Origin of the sequence: Rhizobium sp. RHZ01, from assembly GCF_014851595.1 — a bacterium.
GTDB classification, from domain to species: Bacteria; Pseudomonadota; Alphaproteobacteria; order Rhizobiales; family Rhizobiaceae; genus Rhizobium; species Rhizobium altiplani.
This window is the reverse complement of record NZ_JACUZZ010000008.1, coordinates 53,425-67,427: the sequence shown is the minus strand read 5'-3', so window position 1 is coordinate 67,427 and position 14,003 is coordinate 53,425. Positions and strand designations below refer to the sequence as shown.

General features: G+C 61.0%; 10 protein-coding genes and 1 pseudogene. 9 read left to right on the top strand and 2 right to left on the bottom strand.

Going from position 1 to position 14,003, the window contains the following annotated elements:
• Positions 1-6: 6 nt before the first annotated feature.
• The 5 genes from murD to murB are packed head-to-tail and all read left to right on the top strand — an operon-like array spanning position 7 to position 6,089.
• Entirely contained in the window at positions 7-1,419 is a 1,413-nt protein-coding gene (gene murD, locus IB248_RS10920) for a UDP-N-acetylmuramoyl-L-alanine--D-glutamate ligase (RefSeq protein ID WP_192240797.1), read from the top strand.
• 1 nt (position 1,420) lies between these two features.
• The gene (gene ftsW, locus IB248_RS10915) at positions 1,421-2,575 is read left to right on the top strand and encodes a putative lipid II flippase FtsW (RefSeq protein WP_018858323.1); all 1,155 of its coding nucleotides are present in this window, start codon (positions 1,421-1,423) and stop codon (positions 2,573-2,575) included.
• A gap of 6 nt (positions 2,576-2,581) precedes the next feature.
• A complete protein-coding gene (murG, locus tag IB248_RS10910) occupies positions 2,582-3,706 on the top strand; it encodes an undecaprenyldiphospho-muramoylpentapeptide beta-N-acetylglucosaminyltransferase (RefSeq protein ID WP_113471580.1) in 1,125 nt (374 codons plus the stop codon).
• Entirely contained in the window at positions 3,703-5,118 is a 1,416-nt protein-coding gene (gene murC, locus IB248_RS10905; protein WP_113471581.1) for a UDP-N-acetylmuramate--L-alanine ligase, read from the top strand. Before murG ends, murC begins: the two co-directional genes overlap by 4 nt.
• Positions 5,115-6,089 (top strand): UDP-N-acetylmuramate dehydrogenase, encoded by a 975-nt coding sequence (gene murB, locus IB248_RS10900; RefSeq protein ID WP_018858326.1) that lies wholly within the window; start codon positions 5,115-5,117, stop codon positions 6,087-6,089. Before murC ends, murB begins: the two co-directional genes overlap by 4 nt.
• A 2-nt stretch (positions 6,090-6,091) precedes the next feature.
• Here murB and IB248_RS10895 read toward each other — a convergent pair.
• Together IB248_RS10895 and IB248_RS10890 are read right to left on the bottom strand one after the other, a co-directional pair.
• Positions 6,092-7,187 (bottom strand): annotated as a pseudogene (locus IB248_RS10895) (metallophosphoesterase).
• Positions 7,188-7,297: 110 nt separating this feature from the next.
• Positions 7,298-8,602 carry an MFS transporter gene (locus IB248_RS10890; RefSeq protein WP_018858327.1) on the bottom strand — a complete coding sequence of 435 codons (1,305 nt, stop codon included), beginning with the start codon at positions 8,600-8,602 and terminating at the stop codon, positions 7,298-7,300.
• Between the two features lie 421 nt (positions 8,603-9,023).
• On the opposite strand from IB248_RS10890, the gene IB248_RS10885 reads away from it, so the two are divergent.
• From IB248_RS10885 to ftsZ, 4 genes are read left to right on the top strand one after another with little or no spacing between them, the layout of a single operon-like run.
• A complete protein-coding gene (locus IB248_RS10885) occupies positions 9,024-9,950 on the top strand; it encodes a D-alanine--D-alanine ligase (RefSeq protein ID WP_018858328.1) in 927 nt (308 codons plus the stop codon).
• Positions 9,938-10,870: a cell division protein FtsQ/DivIB gene (locus IB248_RS10880; protein WP_026371941.1), complete on the top strand. Its 933-nt coding sequence runs from the start codon at positions 9,938-9,940 to the stop codon at positions 10,868-10,870. The genes IB248_RS10885 and IB248_RS10880 overlap by 13 nt, the downstream gene beginning before the upstream one ends.
• A complete protein-coding gene (gene ftsA / locus IB248_RS10875) occupies positions 10,867-12,198 on the top strand; it encodes a cell division protein FtsA (protein ID WP_018858330.1) in 1,332 nt (443 codons plus the stop codon). The genes IB248_RS10880 and ftsA overlap by 4 nt, the downstream gene beginning before the upstream one ends.
• 56 nt (positions 12,199-12,254) lie before the next feature.
• Positions 12,255-13,979 carry a cell division protein FtsZ gene (ftsZ, locus tag IB248_RS10870; RefSeq protein WP_169681456.1) on the top strand — a complete coding sequence of 575 codons (1,725 nt, stop codon included), beginning with the start codon at positions 12,255-12,257 and terminating at the stop codon, positions 13,977-13,979.
• Positions 13,980-14,003: the final 24 nt, after the last annotated feature.

Genomic DNA, 14,003 nt, shown 5'->3' with positions numbered 1-14,003 from the left:
GCGGCGATGATTCCCGTTACGACGCTATCAGGAAAGAAGGTCGCGCTATTCGGGCTCGGCGGTTCCGGCTTTGCCACGGCGCGCGCGCTGAAACTGGGCGGCGCCGAGGTGACCGCCTGGGATGATAATCCGGATAGCGTTACCAAAGCCGCCGCCGAGGGCATCCATACCGCCGATCTGCGCACCATCGACTGGAGCGCGCAGTCGCTTTTCGTGCTCTCACCGGGTGTGCCGCTGACGCATCCCAAGCCGCACTGGACCGTTGATCTTGCGCGTGCCGCCGGCGTCGATGTCGTCGGCGACGTCCAGCTCTTCGTGCGCGAGCGCCGGGCTCATGCGCCCGATTGCCCGTTCATTGCCATTACCGGTACCAACGGCAAGTCGACGACGACAGCGCTGATCGCGCATATCCTGAAGTCGAGCGGCCGCGATACGCAACTCGGCGGCAATATCGGGACGGCGGTGCTGACGCTCGACCCGCCGAAGGATGGACGTTTTTACGTCGTCGAATGCTCGTCCTACCAGATCGACCTCGCGCCGACGGTCAATCCGTCCGCCGGCATCCTGCTCAACCTGACGCCGGATCATCTCGATCGTCATGGCACGATGCAGCACTATGCCGACATCAAGGAGCGGCTGGTTGCCGGCAGTGACGTCGCCATCATCGGCGTGGACGACAGCCACTGCCAGATGATCGCGGATCGTATCGAGCGGGCCGGCGGCAAGGTCATGCGCATTTCCCGCCGTCATGCACTTCCCTACGGCATCTACGCGGATGGAACGAAGCTCATCCAGGCCTCGGGAGGCGCAACAAAGTCGATTGCCGATCTCGACGGGATCCAGACGCTGCGCGGCAGCCACAACGCACAGAATGCCGCAGCGGCGCTTGCCGCATGCCTGGCCGTCGGCGTCTCCGAAGAAGAGATACGCGCCGGGCTCGCATCCTTTCCCGGCCTCAAGCACCGGATGCAGCCGGTCGGGCGTCGCGGCAACGTCGTCTTCGTCAACGACTCGAAGGCCACCAACGCCGATGCCGCGGCTCCGGCGTTGTCGAGCTACGACCGCATTTACTGGATCGCCGGCGGCTTGCCGAAAGCCGGAGGCATTACCTCACTGACGGGGTTCTTCCCGCGGATCGCCAAGGCCTATCTGATCGGCGAAGCCGCGGCCGAGTTTGCCGCGACACTCGGCGAGGCCGTGCCCTATGAGATTTCGGGGACGTTGGAGCGCGCCGTCGCTCTTGCAGCTGCCGATGCCGAAAAGGACGAAAGCGGTCCTCTGGCCGTGCTGTTATCCCCGGCTTGCGCAAGCTTCGACCAATATAAGAACTTCGAAGTCAGGGGCGATGCATTTGTCAGCCATGTGGCAGCGCTCGACGGAATCACCATGCTGATCGATTCGGCAACAGGAGATAAATAACATGGTAAGCCGCGCGGAACGTGGGCCTCTGGCCGATTGGTTTTGGACCATCGACCGCTTCTTCCTGGCGATGTTCATCTTCCTGATGGGCATCGGCTTCATGCTGTCTTTCGCCGCGTCGCCCGCCGTCGCCGAGCGCATCGGGCTGGAGCCGTTCCACTTCGTCAAGCGCCATGCCGCTTTCATGATCCCGTCGCTCGCGGTGATGGTTGGCCTCTCCTTTCTGACGCCCCGCCAGGTGCGGCGAACGGCGATCATCCTGTTGATCGTCGCCCTTGGCATGATGTTGCTGGCGTTGTTTTTCGGTGTCGAGGTCAAAGGCTCCCGCCGCTGGGTCACGCTTGCCGGCATCTCTATCCAGCCCTCCGAATTCATGAAGCCGGCCTTTGTCGTCGTCTGTGCCTGGCTCTTTGCCGAGCATGCAAGGCAGCCGGAGATTCCGGGTAACCTGTTTGCCATCATACTTTTCGGCATTGTCGCTGCACTTCTGGTCGCGCAGCCCGACCTTGGGCAAACGATCCTGACGACGGCGGTGTGGGGCGGCATGTTCTTCATGGCCGGCATGCCGTGGATCTGGATCATCCTGCTCGGCGCAGGCGGTGTCGGCGGCCTTGTCAGCGCCTATTACATCTTCCCGCACGTGGCGCTGCGCATCGACAAGTTCCTGACCGGCGAAGGTGATACTTTTCAGATCGACACGGCACGCGAAGCCATCATTCGTGGCGATTGGTTCGGCCAGGGACCTGGCGAGGGCATCGTCAAGCGGATCATCCCCGACGCGCATACCGACTTCATCTTCTCGGTCGCGGCCGAAGAGTTCGGCATCGTCTTCTGCATGGCGCTCGTTGCGCTGTTTTCCGTCCTCGTGCTGCGCGGTCTCTCGCATGCCTACAAGGAGCGGAACGACTTCAACCGCTTTGCCGTCGCTGGCCTCGTGCTGCAGATCGGCATACAGTCGATCATCAACGTAGGCGTCAATCTCGAACTGCTACCGGCGAAAGGCATGACCCTGCCGCTGATTTCCTACGGCGGTTCGTCCATGGTCGCCATCTGCGTTACCGCGGGGTTCATTCTCGCGCTGACGCGTCACAGGCCGGAAAAACGTGCGCAGGATCGGAGCCTCTTCCGCGTCGCGCACGGAATGCCGGCGGAGTAATTGCTTATGAGTAAAGGCATTGTCCTGCTTGCCGCCGGGGGAACCGGCGGTCATGTGTTTCCTGCGGAGGCTCTGGCCTACAAGCTGAAGGAGCGCGGCTATTCCGTGCACCTGGTCACCGATAGCCGTGCCGAGCGTTATGCCGGCAAATTCCCGGCCGATGAGATTCATGTCGTGCCGTCGTCGACGATAGGCTCCAAGAATCCGGTCGCTGTCGCGCGCTCGCTGTGGACGCTGTGGACCGGAATGCGGGCTGCCAAGAAGCTTATCGCGCGTCTCAAGCCTGTGGTGGTCGTTGGCTTCGGCGGGTATCCCACCGTACCGCCGCTGCTCGCTGCAACGCGCCTCGGCGTGCCTGCGATGATCCACGAGCAGAACGCCGTGATGGGCCGCGCCAACAAGGCGCTGGCTAGCCGTATGCAGGCGATTGCAGGCGGGTTCCTGCCCGAAGGCGACGGCCAGTTTCCGAGCAAGACGGTGACAACGGGCAATCCGGTGCGACCGGCCATCATCGAGGCGGCGAAAGTGCCGTATTCTCCGTCCAATCCCGGTGAGCCTTTCAATCTCGTCGTCTTTGGCGGCAGCCAGGGCGCGCAGTATTTCTCCAAGGCGATGCCGACAGCCATCAGCTTGCTCGAGGACGGGCTTCGCGATCGCCTGCGCATCACCCAGCAAGTGCGTCCGGAAGATATGGGCATGTTGAGCGCTTGCGTCGCTCAATTGAAGATGGCTGCTGATACGGCGCCGTTCTTCAGCGACATGGCCGAACGACTTGCCGCGGCACATCTCGTCATCTGCCGTTCCGGTGCATCCACGGTTTCGGAGATTTCCGTGATCGGGCGGCCGGCAGTGCTTGTGCCTTACCCACATGCTTTGGACCACGATCAGGCGGCGAACGCGGCAGCGCTTGCGGCGACCGGCGGAGCCAAGGTCATTCCGCAGGCCGAGCTTTCGCCGGAGAAGATCGCTTCGATACTCACTCATGCGATGAACGATCCGGAAAAGCTCGCCCGGATGGCCGCTGCAGCCAGGCAAGCGGGTAAACCCGACGCTGCGAACTTGCTTGCCGACATGGTAGAGGCTATTGCGGCACGACGTACAATTGCAGAGTTCAAGGGGAAACGCGCATGAAAATGCCGAAGGCCATCGGCCTCGTTCATTTCATCGGCATCGGCGGCATCGGCATGAGCGGCATTGCCGAGGTGCTCCACAATCTCGGTCACCGCGTGCAGGGATCGGATCAGGCCGACAGCGCCAACGTGCAACGCTTGCGTGACAAGGGCATCGAAGTCTTCGTCGGCCACAAGGCAGAAAACCTCGGTGACGCCGAAGTGGTGGTCGTCTCGACTGCGATCAAGAAGAACAACCCCGAGCTTGTCGCGGCGCGTGAAAAGCTGCTGCCGGTCGTTCGCCGGGCGGAGATGCTTGCCGAATTGATGCGGTTCCGCAATGCGATCGCGATCGGCGGTACGCATGGCAAGACCACAACCACGTCGCTGGTGGCAACGCTGTTGGAGGCAGGCGGTCTCGACCCTACCGTCATCAACGGCGGTATCATCAATGCCTATGGCACCAACGCTCGCATGGGTGAGGGTGAGTGGATGGTGGTGGAGGCCGACGAGTCCGACGGCACGTTCCTGAAGCTTCCCGCCGACGTTGCCGTCATCACTAACATCGACCCCGAGCATCTGGACCACTACGGCAATTTCGATGCGGTTCGCGGCGCATTCCGCCAGTTCGTCGAGAACGTGCCGTTCTACGGCTTCGGCGTGCTGTGCCTCGACCATCCGGAAGTCCAGGCGCTCGTCGGCCGGATCGAGGACCGCAAGATCGTTACCTATGGCGAGAATCCGCAGGCCGACGTTCGTTTCATGAATGTCCGTGTCGAGGGTCCGCGCTCGATCTTCGACGTAGAGATCCGCCGCCGGAGAACCGGGCAGGTGATCAGGCTCGACAATCTCGTGATGCCGATGCCCGGACGGCACAACATATCCAATGCCACCGCCGCGATCGCGGTTGCCAATCGCCTCGGTATGTCCAGCGAGGACATTGCCAAGGGACTGGCCTCCTTCGGCGGCGTCAAGCGCCGCTTCACGCTGACCGGCGAATGGAATGGCGTCCAGATCTTCGACGACTACGGCCACCATCCTGTCGAGATCAAAGCCGTGCTGCGCGCTGCGCGCGAAGCCTGCAAGGGTCGCGTGATCGCAGTTCATCAGCCGCATCGCTATTCGCGGCTATCCAGCCTCTTCGAGGAGTTCGCGTCTTGCTTCAACGATGCGGACAGCATTTTCCTCGCGCCTGTCTATGCGGCGGGTGAGGATCCGATCGAAGGGGTGAATTCCGAGGCACTCGTATCCCGGATCAAATCGGGCGGTCACCGCGATGCCCGCTTCCTGCCTTCCCAAGAGCTTTTGCCTGAAATGGTCGCAGAGATTGCAAAGCCGGGGGATTTTGTGGTTCTGTTGGGGGCTGGGAGTATCACATACTGGGCGGCAGCGTTGCCCAAGCAATTGGAAAGCCTTTCGGGAATATCTGCATGAAACAGGTGAATGGGGAAAAGCTTCTTGCGTCGCTCGGCGACGGTGTAAAGAACATCCGCGGTAGGATCACGCCGGATGCGCCGATGGACCGCGTCACGTGGTTCCACGCTGGCGGTCTGGCCGAGTTGATGTTCCAGCCGCATGATGAGGACGACCTGATTGCTTTCCTCAAGCTTTTGCCGGAGGAAGTCCCGGTCACCGTCGTTGGCGTCGGATCGAACATCCTGGTTCGTGACGGCGGCATTCCCGGCGTGGTGTTGCGGCTTTCGGCAAAGGGCTTCGGCGCCGTCGAGCTTGCGGGCGAGAACCGCATACGCGCTGGTGCGATCTGCCCCGATAAGCATGTCGCAGCCATGGCTATGGACAACGGCATCGGCGGCTTCCATTTCTACTACGGTATTCCCGGCAGCATTGGTGGCGCAGCGCGCATGAACGCCGGCGCCAACGGCGGGGAGACGCGCGAGCGGCTCGTCGAGGTGAATGCGGTTGATCGCAAGGGCAACAAGCTTGTCCTGTCGAACGCGGATATGGGCTATTCCTACCGTCATTCATCGGTGCCGAGCGATCTGATTTTCACCTCGGTGCTCTTCGAAGGGTACAGCGAGGACCGCGCCAAGATCCGGGCCGAGATGGATGCCGTGCGCAGTCATCGTGAAACGGTCCAGCCGATCCGCGAGAAGACCGGCGGCTCGACCTTCAAGAATCCGGACGGCCATTCCGCCTGGAAGCTCATCGACGAAGCGGGATGCCGCGGGCTGGTGATCGGTGGCGCCCAGATGTCGTCGCTTCATTGCAATTTCATGATCAACATGGGGCAGGCGACGGGATATGATCTCGAATATCTCGGCGAACAGGTCCGTCGCGAAGTCTTCGAAAAATCCGGTATCAAGCTCGAGTGGGAAATCAAGCGTCTCGGCGTCTTCATGCCAGGACGTGAGGTTCGTCCTTTCCAAGGCGTAACCAACGAGTAACGTTAGGTGAGGCGTTTGCTGAAGGCGGTGGAGAAAGTTACGCCGCCCCTGTCGTCACTGGCTTCGCCGATCGCTACATCCATCGTGTTGCTTGTCACCCGGACAAGGCAGAAGCCGCCCATGAAGGCGGCTTTTGCTTTGAAAACTTCCAGCTTGCCGACCCGATAGGCCATCGGCGTGTTGTGCTCGTGGCCGTGGAAAATACCGATTACGTTGTAGCCTTCGAGGGTTGCGAGGAGTTCCTGACGTTCCGATTCACCCCACCAGTGGGGCGCACCGCTTCCTCTTAACGTGAATGTCTTCATTTCAGGATTCCAGCGCTCGAGGGAAAACCGGTCCCATCCATAGTGCTGGAAGATGACCACCGGGCGGCCATCGGACGCATAGGTCTCGAGATCGCGTTTCATCCAATCGAGGCTGCTCGCTGAACCTCTTGTGTTGTCCCAGCGTAACGCTGCGCCTGAATCAGATGCAGGCCACCCCAATTCCAGGAGTAGTTGTCCGATGCTTCGTCGTAGTTGTCGACAGGCACCAGCGGCTTGAAGAAGACGCTCGGCTTGTGGTTCATCTGCACGTAATCACGCAGTTCGTCGCGGTACCAATCGATTTGCGGCGGGCGCCCGTCCTGATCGAGATCGTGGTTGCCGAGCCCAACATAGACGGGAAAGTGCACGTGGTCGGCACCGCGTCCTTGCTGGTAGCGTTGAGAAGACTCCAGTAGCTGCGACCCTTCTGCGAACTCCGCAGTCTGGCCGCCGCGATCATCGGTCACATCGCCACACACGGTAATGCCCTGCGGCCTCGCAATCGGCTGACCGGCGAGCAGAAGGCCGCTCGGCTCCCCTGCGATCTCAGTGGGCCATGCCTGGTGGTGAATGCCGTTGAGCGCAAGAATGTGACGGAGCAGATTTGCGTCGGTCTTGCCTTCACACTGGCAGTTGGGACTTAGCCCGTCTCCGAAGCGGCACGCATGGACGTCGTTGATGACAAGGAAGGTGACATTGATCGGCGGGACGCTGGCCGGCTCGCAATGGACGGCAGTGTCAGCGAGATTCCGGCGCCTACACTTTGTGCCAGCAGTGATCGTCGTGTCAGCATCCCGGCTCTCCCCGTTTTCGAGAATCTAGGGGCAAGGCGTTAGCCGGCAACAATGAAAAGGGCCGCGGCAGTTTCCGGTCGCGGCCCTTCGAACTGGACTGTTTTCGTGATCAGACTTCGTTGCGGCCGGAGGCCAGAATGCAGATCAAGGTGATGACGGCAGAAAGACCGAGATAGTAGCCGACATATTGCATGCCGTAGTTTGCCTGCAGCCAAGTGGCAATGTAGGGCGCCAGCGAAGCGCCGAAGATGCCGGCAAGGTTGAAGGTGATCGACGAGCCGGTATAGCGCACGGCAGTCGGGAAGGGCGCAGCAAGCGCCGTGCCGATCAGACCGTAAGTCATGCCCATCAGCGCCATGGAGACGATCGCGAACACAACAATGCTGCCTTCGCCGCCGGTCATCAGACCGGGCAGGAAGAACGAGAAGATACCGATCAGCAAGGTGGTGAGGATCAGCATCTCGCGGCGGCCGAAGCGCTCGGCGAGTTTGCCTGATATCGGGATGAAGATACCGAAGGCGACGGAACCGACGATCTGGATCTTAAGCGCGTCCGGGAACGGGATCTTCAGGACCTTGACATTGTAAGACAGAAGGTAAGCCGAGCCGATGTAGAACAGCACGAAAGTGGCGAGCGCCACGAAGGTGCCGAGGAACAGGCTGCGCTTGTGCTTGCGGAAGAGTTCGGCAACCGGGACTGCAACGCGCTCCTGCTTGTCAATCGCCTTCTGGAACGCCGGCGTTTCGGTGATCGAGAGACGAACCCAGAGACCGATGGCGATCAGCAGAATCGAAGAGATGAACGGCACGCGCCAGCCCCAACTCAGCAGATCATCTTGCGACATGACCTGCAGCAGCAGCCAGAAGATGCCCGAGGAGAGGAACAGGCCAACCGGCGCGCCGAGCTGCGGGAACATGCCGTACCAGCTGCGCTTGCCTTCCGGTGCATTCTCGGTGGCGAGCAGCACGGCGCCGCCCCATTCACCGCCTAGGCCAAAGCCCTGGCCGAAGCGGCAGAGCGCGAGCAGCAGCGGCGCGAGAACGCCAATCGACTCGTAGGAGGGCAGAAGACCGATCACGACCGTCGAAATGCCCATGGTGAGCAGGGCGGCGACGAGCGTCGTCTTGCGGCCGATCCTGTCGCCGAAATGGCCGAAGACTACGGCGCCCAGTGGACGGGCGAAGAAGGCGATCGAGAAGGTTGCAAAGGAAGCAAGCAGGGCCGTGGTCGGATCACTGTTCGGGAAGAACAGCGTCGGGAAGATCAGCACGGCGGCTGTGGCGTAAACGTAAAAATCGAAAAATTCGATCGTGGTGCCGACAAGGCTCGCGATCAGAACACGCGCCGGCGAGTTGACTTGCGCATTGTTCGATAAAGCGGGAGTCGGCGATACTCTTGATATCGCGTCTGACATTCTCATTCCAATTGGGATTACACCTGTGCCCTTCGGAGGCAGGCGGCTCTTAACGCAATTTTAATTCGGCGCAAATGCCCATCGAGTAACAAACGAAAAAAAAATTAGCACGCTTTGCATTTTTCCGACGATTCAGCGCTTCTGGGTGGCCGACCCTCAAAGTTGACGGGCGGAAAAGCCATCGAACTGGTGCGGATTCCTGATGGGATCCTGCACGAAAGCCGCCGTTGTCGAGGGGTTTTCTGAATGTTGCACGGCCCCCTTCCGGAGGGGCGTTCGAGCCAAAAATTAACGAAAGTAAACACTTCATTAACCATAATCAGGCTCTAATACACCTGCATCACCGAGCGAGATTCGGACGGGAAACAAGCTTGGTGCAAGCGTCGAAATTCACAGTGCAGGTTATTTTTTGGGGGTGTTGATGAGTCGCAAGCATGTCGCTGTCCTGATGGGCGGGTTTTCCTCGGAGAGGCCGGTAAGCCTTTCCTCCGGGACGGCGTGCGCGGATGCTCTCGAGGCTGAGGGCTTCCAGGTGACGCGGATTGACGTCGATCGCGATGTGTCTGCCAAGCTTGCTGCCTTGCGGCCCGATGTCGTCTTCAATGCGCTGCACGGCCCCTATGGCGAGGATGGCACGATCCAGGGCGTCCTCGAATATCTTGAGATTCCCTATACGCACTCCGGCGTGCTTGCGTCAGCGCTCGCCATGGACAAGGAGAAGGCCAAGGGCGTTGCAGCTGCTGTCGGCATTCCGGTTGCTCAATCCGAGGTGATCAATCGATTCGCCTTTCCGGCGGAGCACCCGATGAAGCCTCCCTACGTCGTGAAGCCTGTGCGCGAGGGTTCCAGCTTCGGCGTAGTGATCGTTCAGGAAGATCAATCCCATCCTCCGCAAATCATCAGCTCTCCGGAATGGCGCTATGGCGAGCAGGTTCTTGTCGAGCGCTACATCTACGGTCGAGAGCTGACCTGCGGTGTGATGGGCGATCAAGTGCTCGGCGTCACCGAAATCGTGCCGGTCGGGCATGGCTTCTACGACTACGATGCCAAGTACGTGGCAGGTGGATCGAAACACGTCATTCCGGCGGAAATTTCACCGAATATTTACCAAAAAATACAATCATTGGCGTTAAGGGCGCATCAAGCAATTGGTTGCCGTGGCGTGAGTCGCTCCGACTTTCGTTACGACGATCGCTTCTCCGAAGATGGTGAAATCATCTGGCTGGAAATCAATACTCAGCCAGGCATGACTCCAACCTCCCTGGTGCCCGAAATGGCCGGTCATGCCGGCTACACGTTTGGTGAATTTCTCCGTTGGATGGTGGAGGACGCTTCTTGTTCTCGGTGACGGTCAAAAGAATAGGGCGCCCAAGTCATCAGGCGGAGCTCTCGTTTCCCGAGGGTGATGGTCGGTTGGTTCTGCCGCGCCCGCTGCGTCGCGTTGTGCGCTTTCTTGTCAGCCTCGGGAGTGGCCGCATCCATATTCCGGCTCACGTTGGGACGGTATCCGCCTTGGCATTCTTTGCGGCGACGGGTCTCTACGGCATGTCGCTCGGTGGTCACACCGAAGCGGTTGCGCAGGCGACGACGACGGCTGCAGGCTTTGCGATTGATGACGTGAAGGTGTCCGGCAATTCCGAGACCTCCGAAATCGAGATCCTGCAGTTGTTGGGGCTGGACGGTACGACCTCGCTCGTGGCGCTCGATGTCGATGCTGCGCGTCAGAAGATCGCGAAGCTTCCCTGGGTCGAGAATGTCGAAGTTCGCAAGGTCTATCCGAAGACGATCGAGGTAAAGCTCACGGAGCGCCAGGCTTACGCCATCTGGCAGCATGGCCAGGAGCTCTCTCTCGTGGAGAAGGGTGGCTCGGTCATCGCTCCGCTGCGTGACAACAAGTTTTCGCAGTTGCCGCTGGTGGTTGGTCGCGGTGCTGAAGTTGCCGCAACCTCGCTCGAAACCGAATTTGCGAAGTGGCCGGAGATCAGGGCGCGGGTAAAGGCCTACGTCTGGGTGTCGGGTCGCCGCTGGGATCTGCACATGGACAACGGCGTTGCGGTGAAGTTGCCGGAAGACGATGTCGATCTGGCTCTGGCGCGGCTGTCGAAGTTCATGAAGGAGCAGGACCTTCTGGAGCGCGACATCGCTGCGGTCGATCTCAGGCTCACCGACCGCACGGCAATTCAGTTGACGCCGGAAGCCATGGCGCGCCGGCAACTTGTGCTTGATCAGCGGACCAAGGATTTGAAGAAGGCGGGGCAAAATATATGAGCTTGTTCGGTTCGTCCCATTTCGGATTGCCGCGCCTGAAGCCGCTTTCGTCGAAGCGGTCCCACGTCGTTTCGGTGCTCGACATCGGATCGACGAAGGTCGTCTGCATGATCGGCCGCCTGACGCCTCGCGAGGAAAGCCAGGTGCTGCCCGGCCGCACGCACAACATTGAAATCATTGGGATTGGCCACCAGCGTTCGCGCGGCATCAAGACCGGCGCGATTTCCGACCTCGATGCGCTGGAAAGCGTGATTCGCCTTGCTGTCGATGCCGCCGAGCGCATGGCCGGCCTGACGGTCGAAAGCCTGATCGTTAACGTCACGGCCGGTCGTCTGACGAGCGATATCTACACCGCAACCATCGATCTCGGTGGCCAGGAAGTCGAACTGAACGACCTCAAGAAGGTTCTGTCGGCAGCCTGCCAGCAGTCGCTGCGCCAGGATCGTGCCGTGCTGCATTCGCTGGCAACCGGCTTCTCGCTCGACGGCGAACGCGGTATCCGAGATCCCTTGTCGATGTACGGTGACGTTCTCGGCGTCGACATGCACGTCGTCACCGCTGAGCGTACCGCGCTTAAAAATCTCGAGCTCAGCGTCAATCGCGCTCACCTCTCGGTTGAGGGAATCGTTGCGACGCCGTATGCTTCCGGTCTGGCAGCTCTCGTCGACGATGAAGTCGAGCTGGGCTGCGCGGCGATCGATATGGGGGGCGGAACGACGACGATTTCGGTCTTTGCAGAAGGTAAGCTGGTGCACACGGATGCCGTCAGCCTCGGCGGCCATCACGTCACTACGGACCTCGCCCGCGGCCTTTCGACCCGTATCGAAGACGCCGAGCGCCTCAAGGTCGTTCATGCTTCCGCAATGCCGAACTCCTCGGACGAGCGCGAGTTGATCTCGATCCCGCCGATCGGCGAAGACGAACGCGACCTGCCGACGCAAGTGCCGCGCGCTTTGGTATCGCGCATTGTCAGCGCCCGTATCGAGGAAACCATGGAATTGATCCGCGACCGCATCCAGCGCTCGGGCTTCAGCCCGATCGTCGGCAAGCGCGTCGTGCTGACGGGTGGTGCGAGCCAGCTGACCGGTCTTGCCGAAGTTGCGCGTCGCATTCTTGCCCGCAACGTCAGAATCGGTCGTCCGATGGGCGTCTCGGGCCTGCCGACTGCAGCGAAGGGCCCAGCCTTTTCGACGGCCGTCGGTCTGATGATCTATCCGCAGGTCGCGGACCAGGAAACACATGCGTCACAGAGCGGTCTGCTCATGTCGCTTGGGGGAAATACCAGCCGCTTTGCCCGCATGGGGCAGTGGTTGAAAGAGAGCTTCTGACAATTGAGTGAATTGGCCGGCGTGGCGATGCGGCCATAAAGAGAAGGAACGGTAACATGACTATCAAGCTGCAAAAGCCGGATATCACTGAGCTTAAGCCGCGTATCACCGTGTTCGGTGTTGGCGGCGGCGGCGGCAACGCTGTCAACAACATGATCTCCGCTGGCCTCCAGGGCGTCGACTTCGTCGTTGCCAACACGGATGCCCAGGCCCTGACGATGACCAAGGCGGAGCGCATCATCCAGCTCGGCGCCAACGTCACTGAAGGTCTCGGTGCTGGTTCGCAGCCGGAAGTCGGCCGTGCCGCAGCCGAAGAGTGCATCGATGAAATCATCGATCACCTGAACGGTACGCACATGTGCTTCGTCACCGCCGGCATGGGCGGCGGCACCGGCACCGGCGCTGCCCCTGTTGTCGCTCAGGCGGCTCGAAACAAGGGCATCCTCACGGTCGGCGTCGTTACCAAGCCTTTCCACTTCGAGGGCGGTCGCCGCATGCGTCTGGCCGAAGCCGGAATCGAAGAGCTGCAGAAGTCGGTCGACACGCTGATCGTCATTCCGAACCAGAACCTCTTCCGCATTGCCAACGACAAGACGACCTTTGCCGACGCTTTCGCGATGGCTGACCAGGTACTCTACTCCGGCGTTGCCTGCATCACCGACCTGATGGTGAAGGAAGGTCTCATCAACCTCGACTTCGCCGACGTCCGTTCGGTCATGCGCGAAATGGGCCGCGCGATGATGGGCACCGGCGAAGCATCCGGTCAGGGCCGCGCGATGCAGGCTGCCGAAGCTGCAATCGCCAACCCACTGCTCGACGAAACGTCGATGAAGGGCGCACAGGGCCTGCTGATCTCGATCACCGGCGGTCGCGACCTGACCCTCTTCGAAGTCGACGAAGCTGCGACCCGCATCCGCGAGGAAGTCGATCCGGACGCGAACATCATCCTCGGCGCGACGTTCGACGAGTCGCTCGAAGGCATCATCCGCGTTTCCGTTGTTGCTACCGGTATCGATCGTGCGATCAATGCCGCGGCAGGAAAGGCCTTCCAGCCGGCAGCGAAGCCGATCGTGCGTCCTTCCGCGGCCGTTGCTCCGGCTCCGGCCGCTGTTCAGCCTACACCTGTCATGCAGCAGGCACCCAAGCCCGTCGACTCGGTTGCACAGGCAATCCGCACGGCCGAGGCCGAGATGGAACGCGAGCTCGAGATCCACGCTCCGCGTGCTGCAGCTCCGGTGCAGCAGCCGGCAATGCAGGAGACCTTCCGCCCACAGAGCAAGATCTTCGCTGCTCCGGAAGCCGCTCCCGTCATTCGCCCCGCCCCGGTTCAGCAGGCTCCCGTTCACGCGCCTGTTATCAGCCAGCCGGCTCCGCAGCCGGTCATGAGCCAGCCGGCTCCGGTCATGCAGCAGCCGATGGCCGCCCAGCAGGCCGTTCGCATGCCGAAGGTGGAGGACTTTCCGCCGGTCGTGCAGGCCGAGATCGACCGTCGCTCGCAGCCGGCCGCTCCGTCTCACGCCCACGAAGAGCGTGGCCCGATGGGGCTCCTGAAGCGGATCACCAACTCACTTGGTCGCCGCGAAGAGGAAGTTGCGCCAGAGATGACCTCGGCTCCGGCTGCGGCATCGCAGCAGCGCCGACCGCTTTCTCCGGAAGCCAGCCTCTATGCGCCGCGTCGCGGAAATCTCGACGATCAGGGCCGAAGCGTTCCGCAAGCTCGCATGATGCAGGAAGACGATCAGCTTGAAATTCCTGCGTTCCTGCGCCGCCAGTCGAACTGAGGCAAGGGACAGAATCGCCACAAG

Bases quoted from the DNA above. Each gene is read 5' to 3' on its own strand.
- murD (WP_192240797.1), top strand. From the start codon at position 7: ATGATTCCCGTTACGACGCTATCAGGAAAGAAGGTCGCGCTATTCGGG.
- ftsW (WP_018858323.1), top strand. From the start codon at position 1,421: ATGGTAAGCCGCGCGGAACGTGGGCCTCTGGCCGATTGGTTTTGGACC.
- murG (WP_113471580.1), top strand. From the start codon at position 2,582: ATGAGTAAAGGCATTGTCCTGCTTGCCGCCGGGGGAACCGGCGGTCAT.
- murC (WP_113471581.1), top strand. From the start codon at position 3,703: ATGAAAATGCCGAAGGCCATCGGCCTCGTTCATTTCATCGGCATCGGC.
- murB (WP_018858326.1), top strand. From the start codon at position 5,115: ATGAAACAGGTGAATGGGGAAAAGCTTCTTGCGTCGCTCGGCGACGGT.
- IB248_RS10890 (WP_018858327.1), bottom strand. From the start codon at position 8,602: ATGTCAGACGCGATATCAAGAGTATCGCCGACTCCCGCTTTATCGAAC.
- IB248_RS10885 (WP_018858328.1), top strand. From the start codon at position 9,024: ATGAGTCGCAAGCATGTCGCTGTCCTGATGGGCGGGTTTTCCTCGGAG.
- ftsA (WP_018858330.1), top strand. From the start codon at position 10,867: ATGAGCTTGTTCGGTTCGTCCCATTTCGGATTGCCGCGCCTGAAGCCG.
- ftsZ (WP_169681456.1), top strand. From the start codon at position 12,255: ATGACTATCAAGCTGCAAAAGCCGGATATCACTGAGCTTAAGCCGCGT.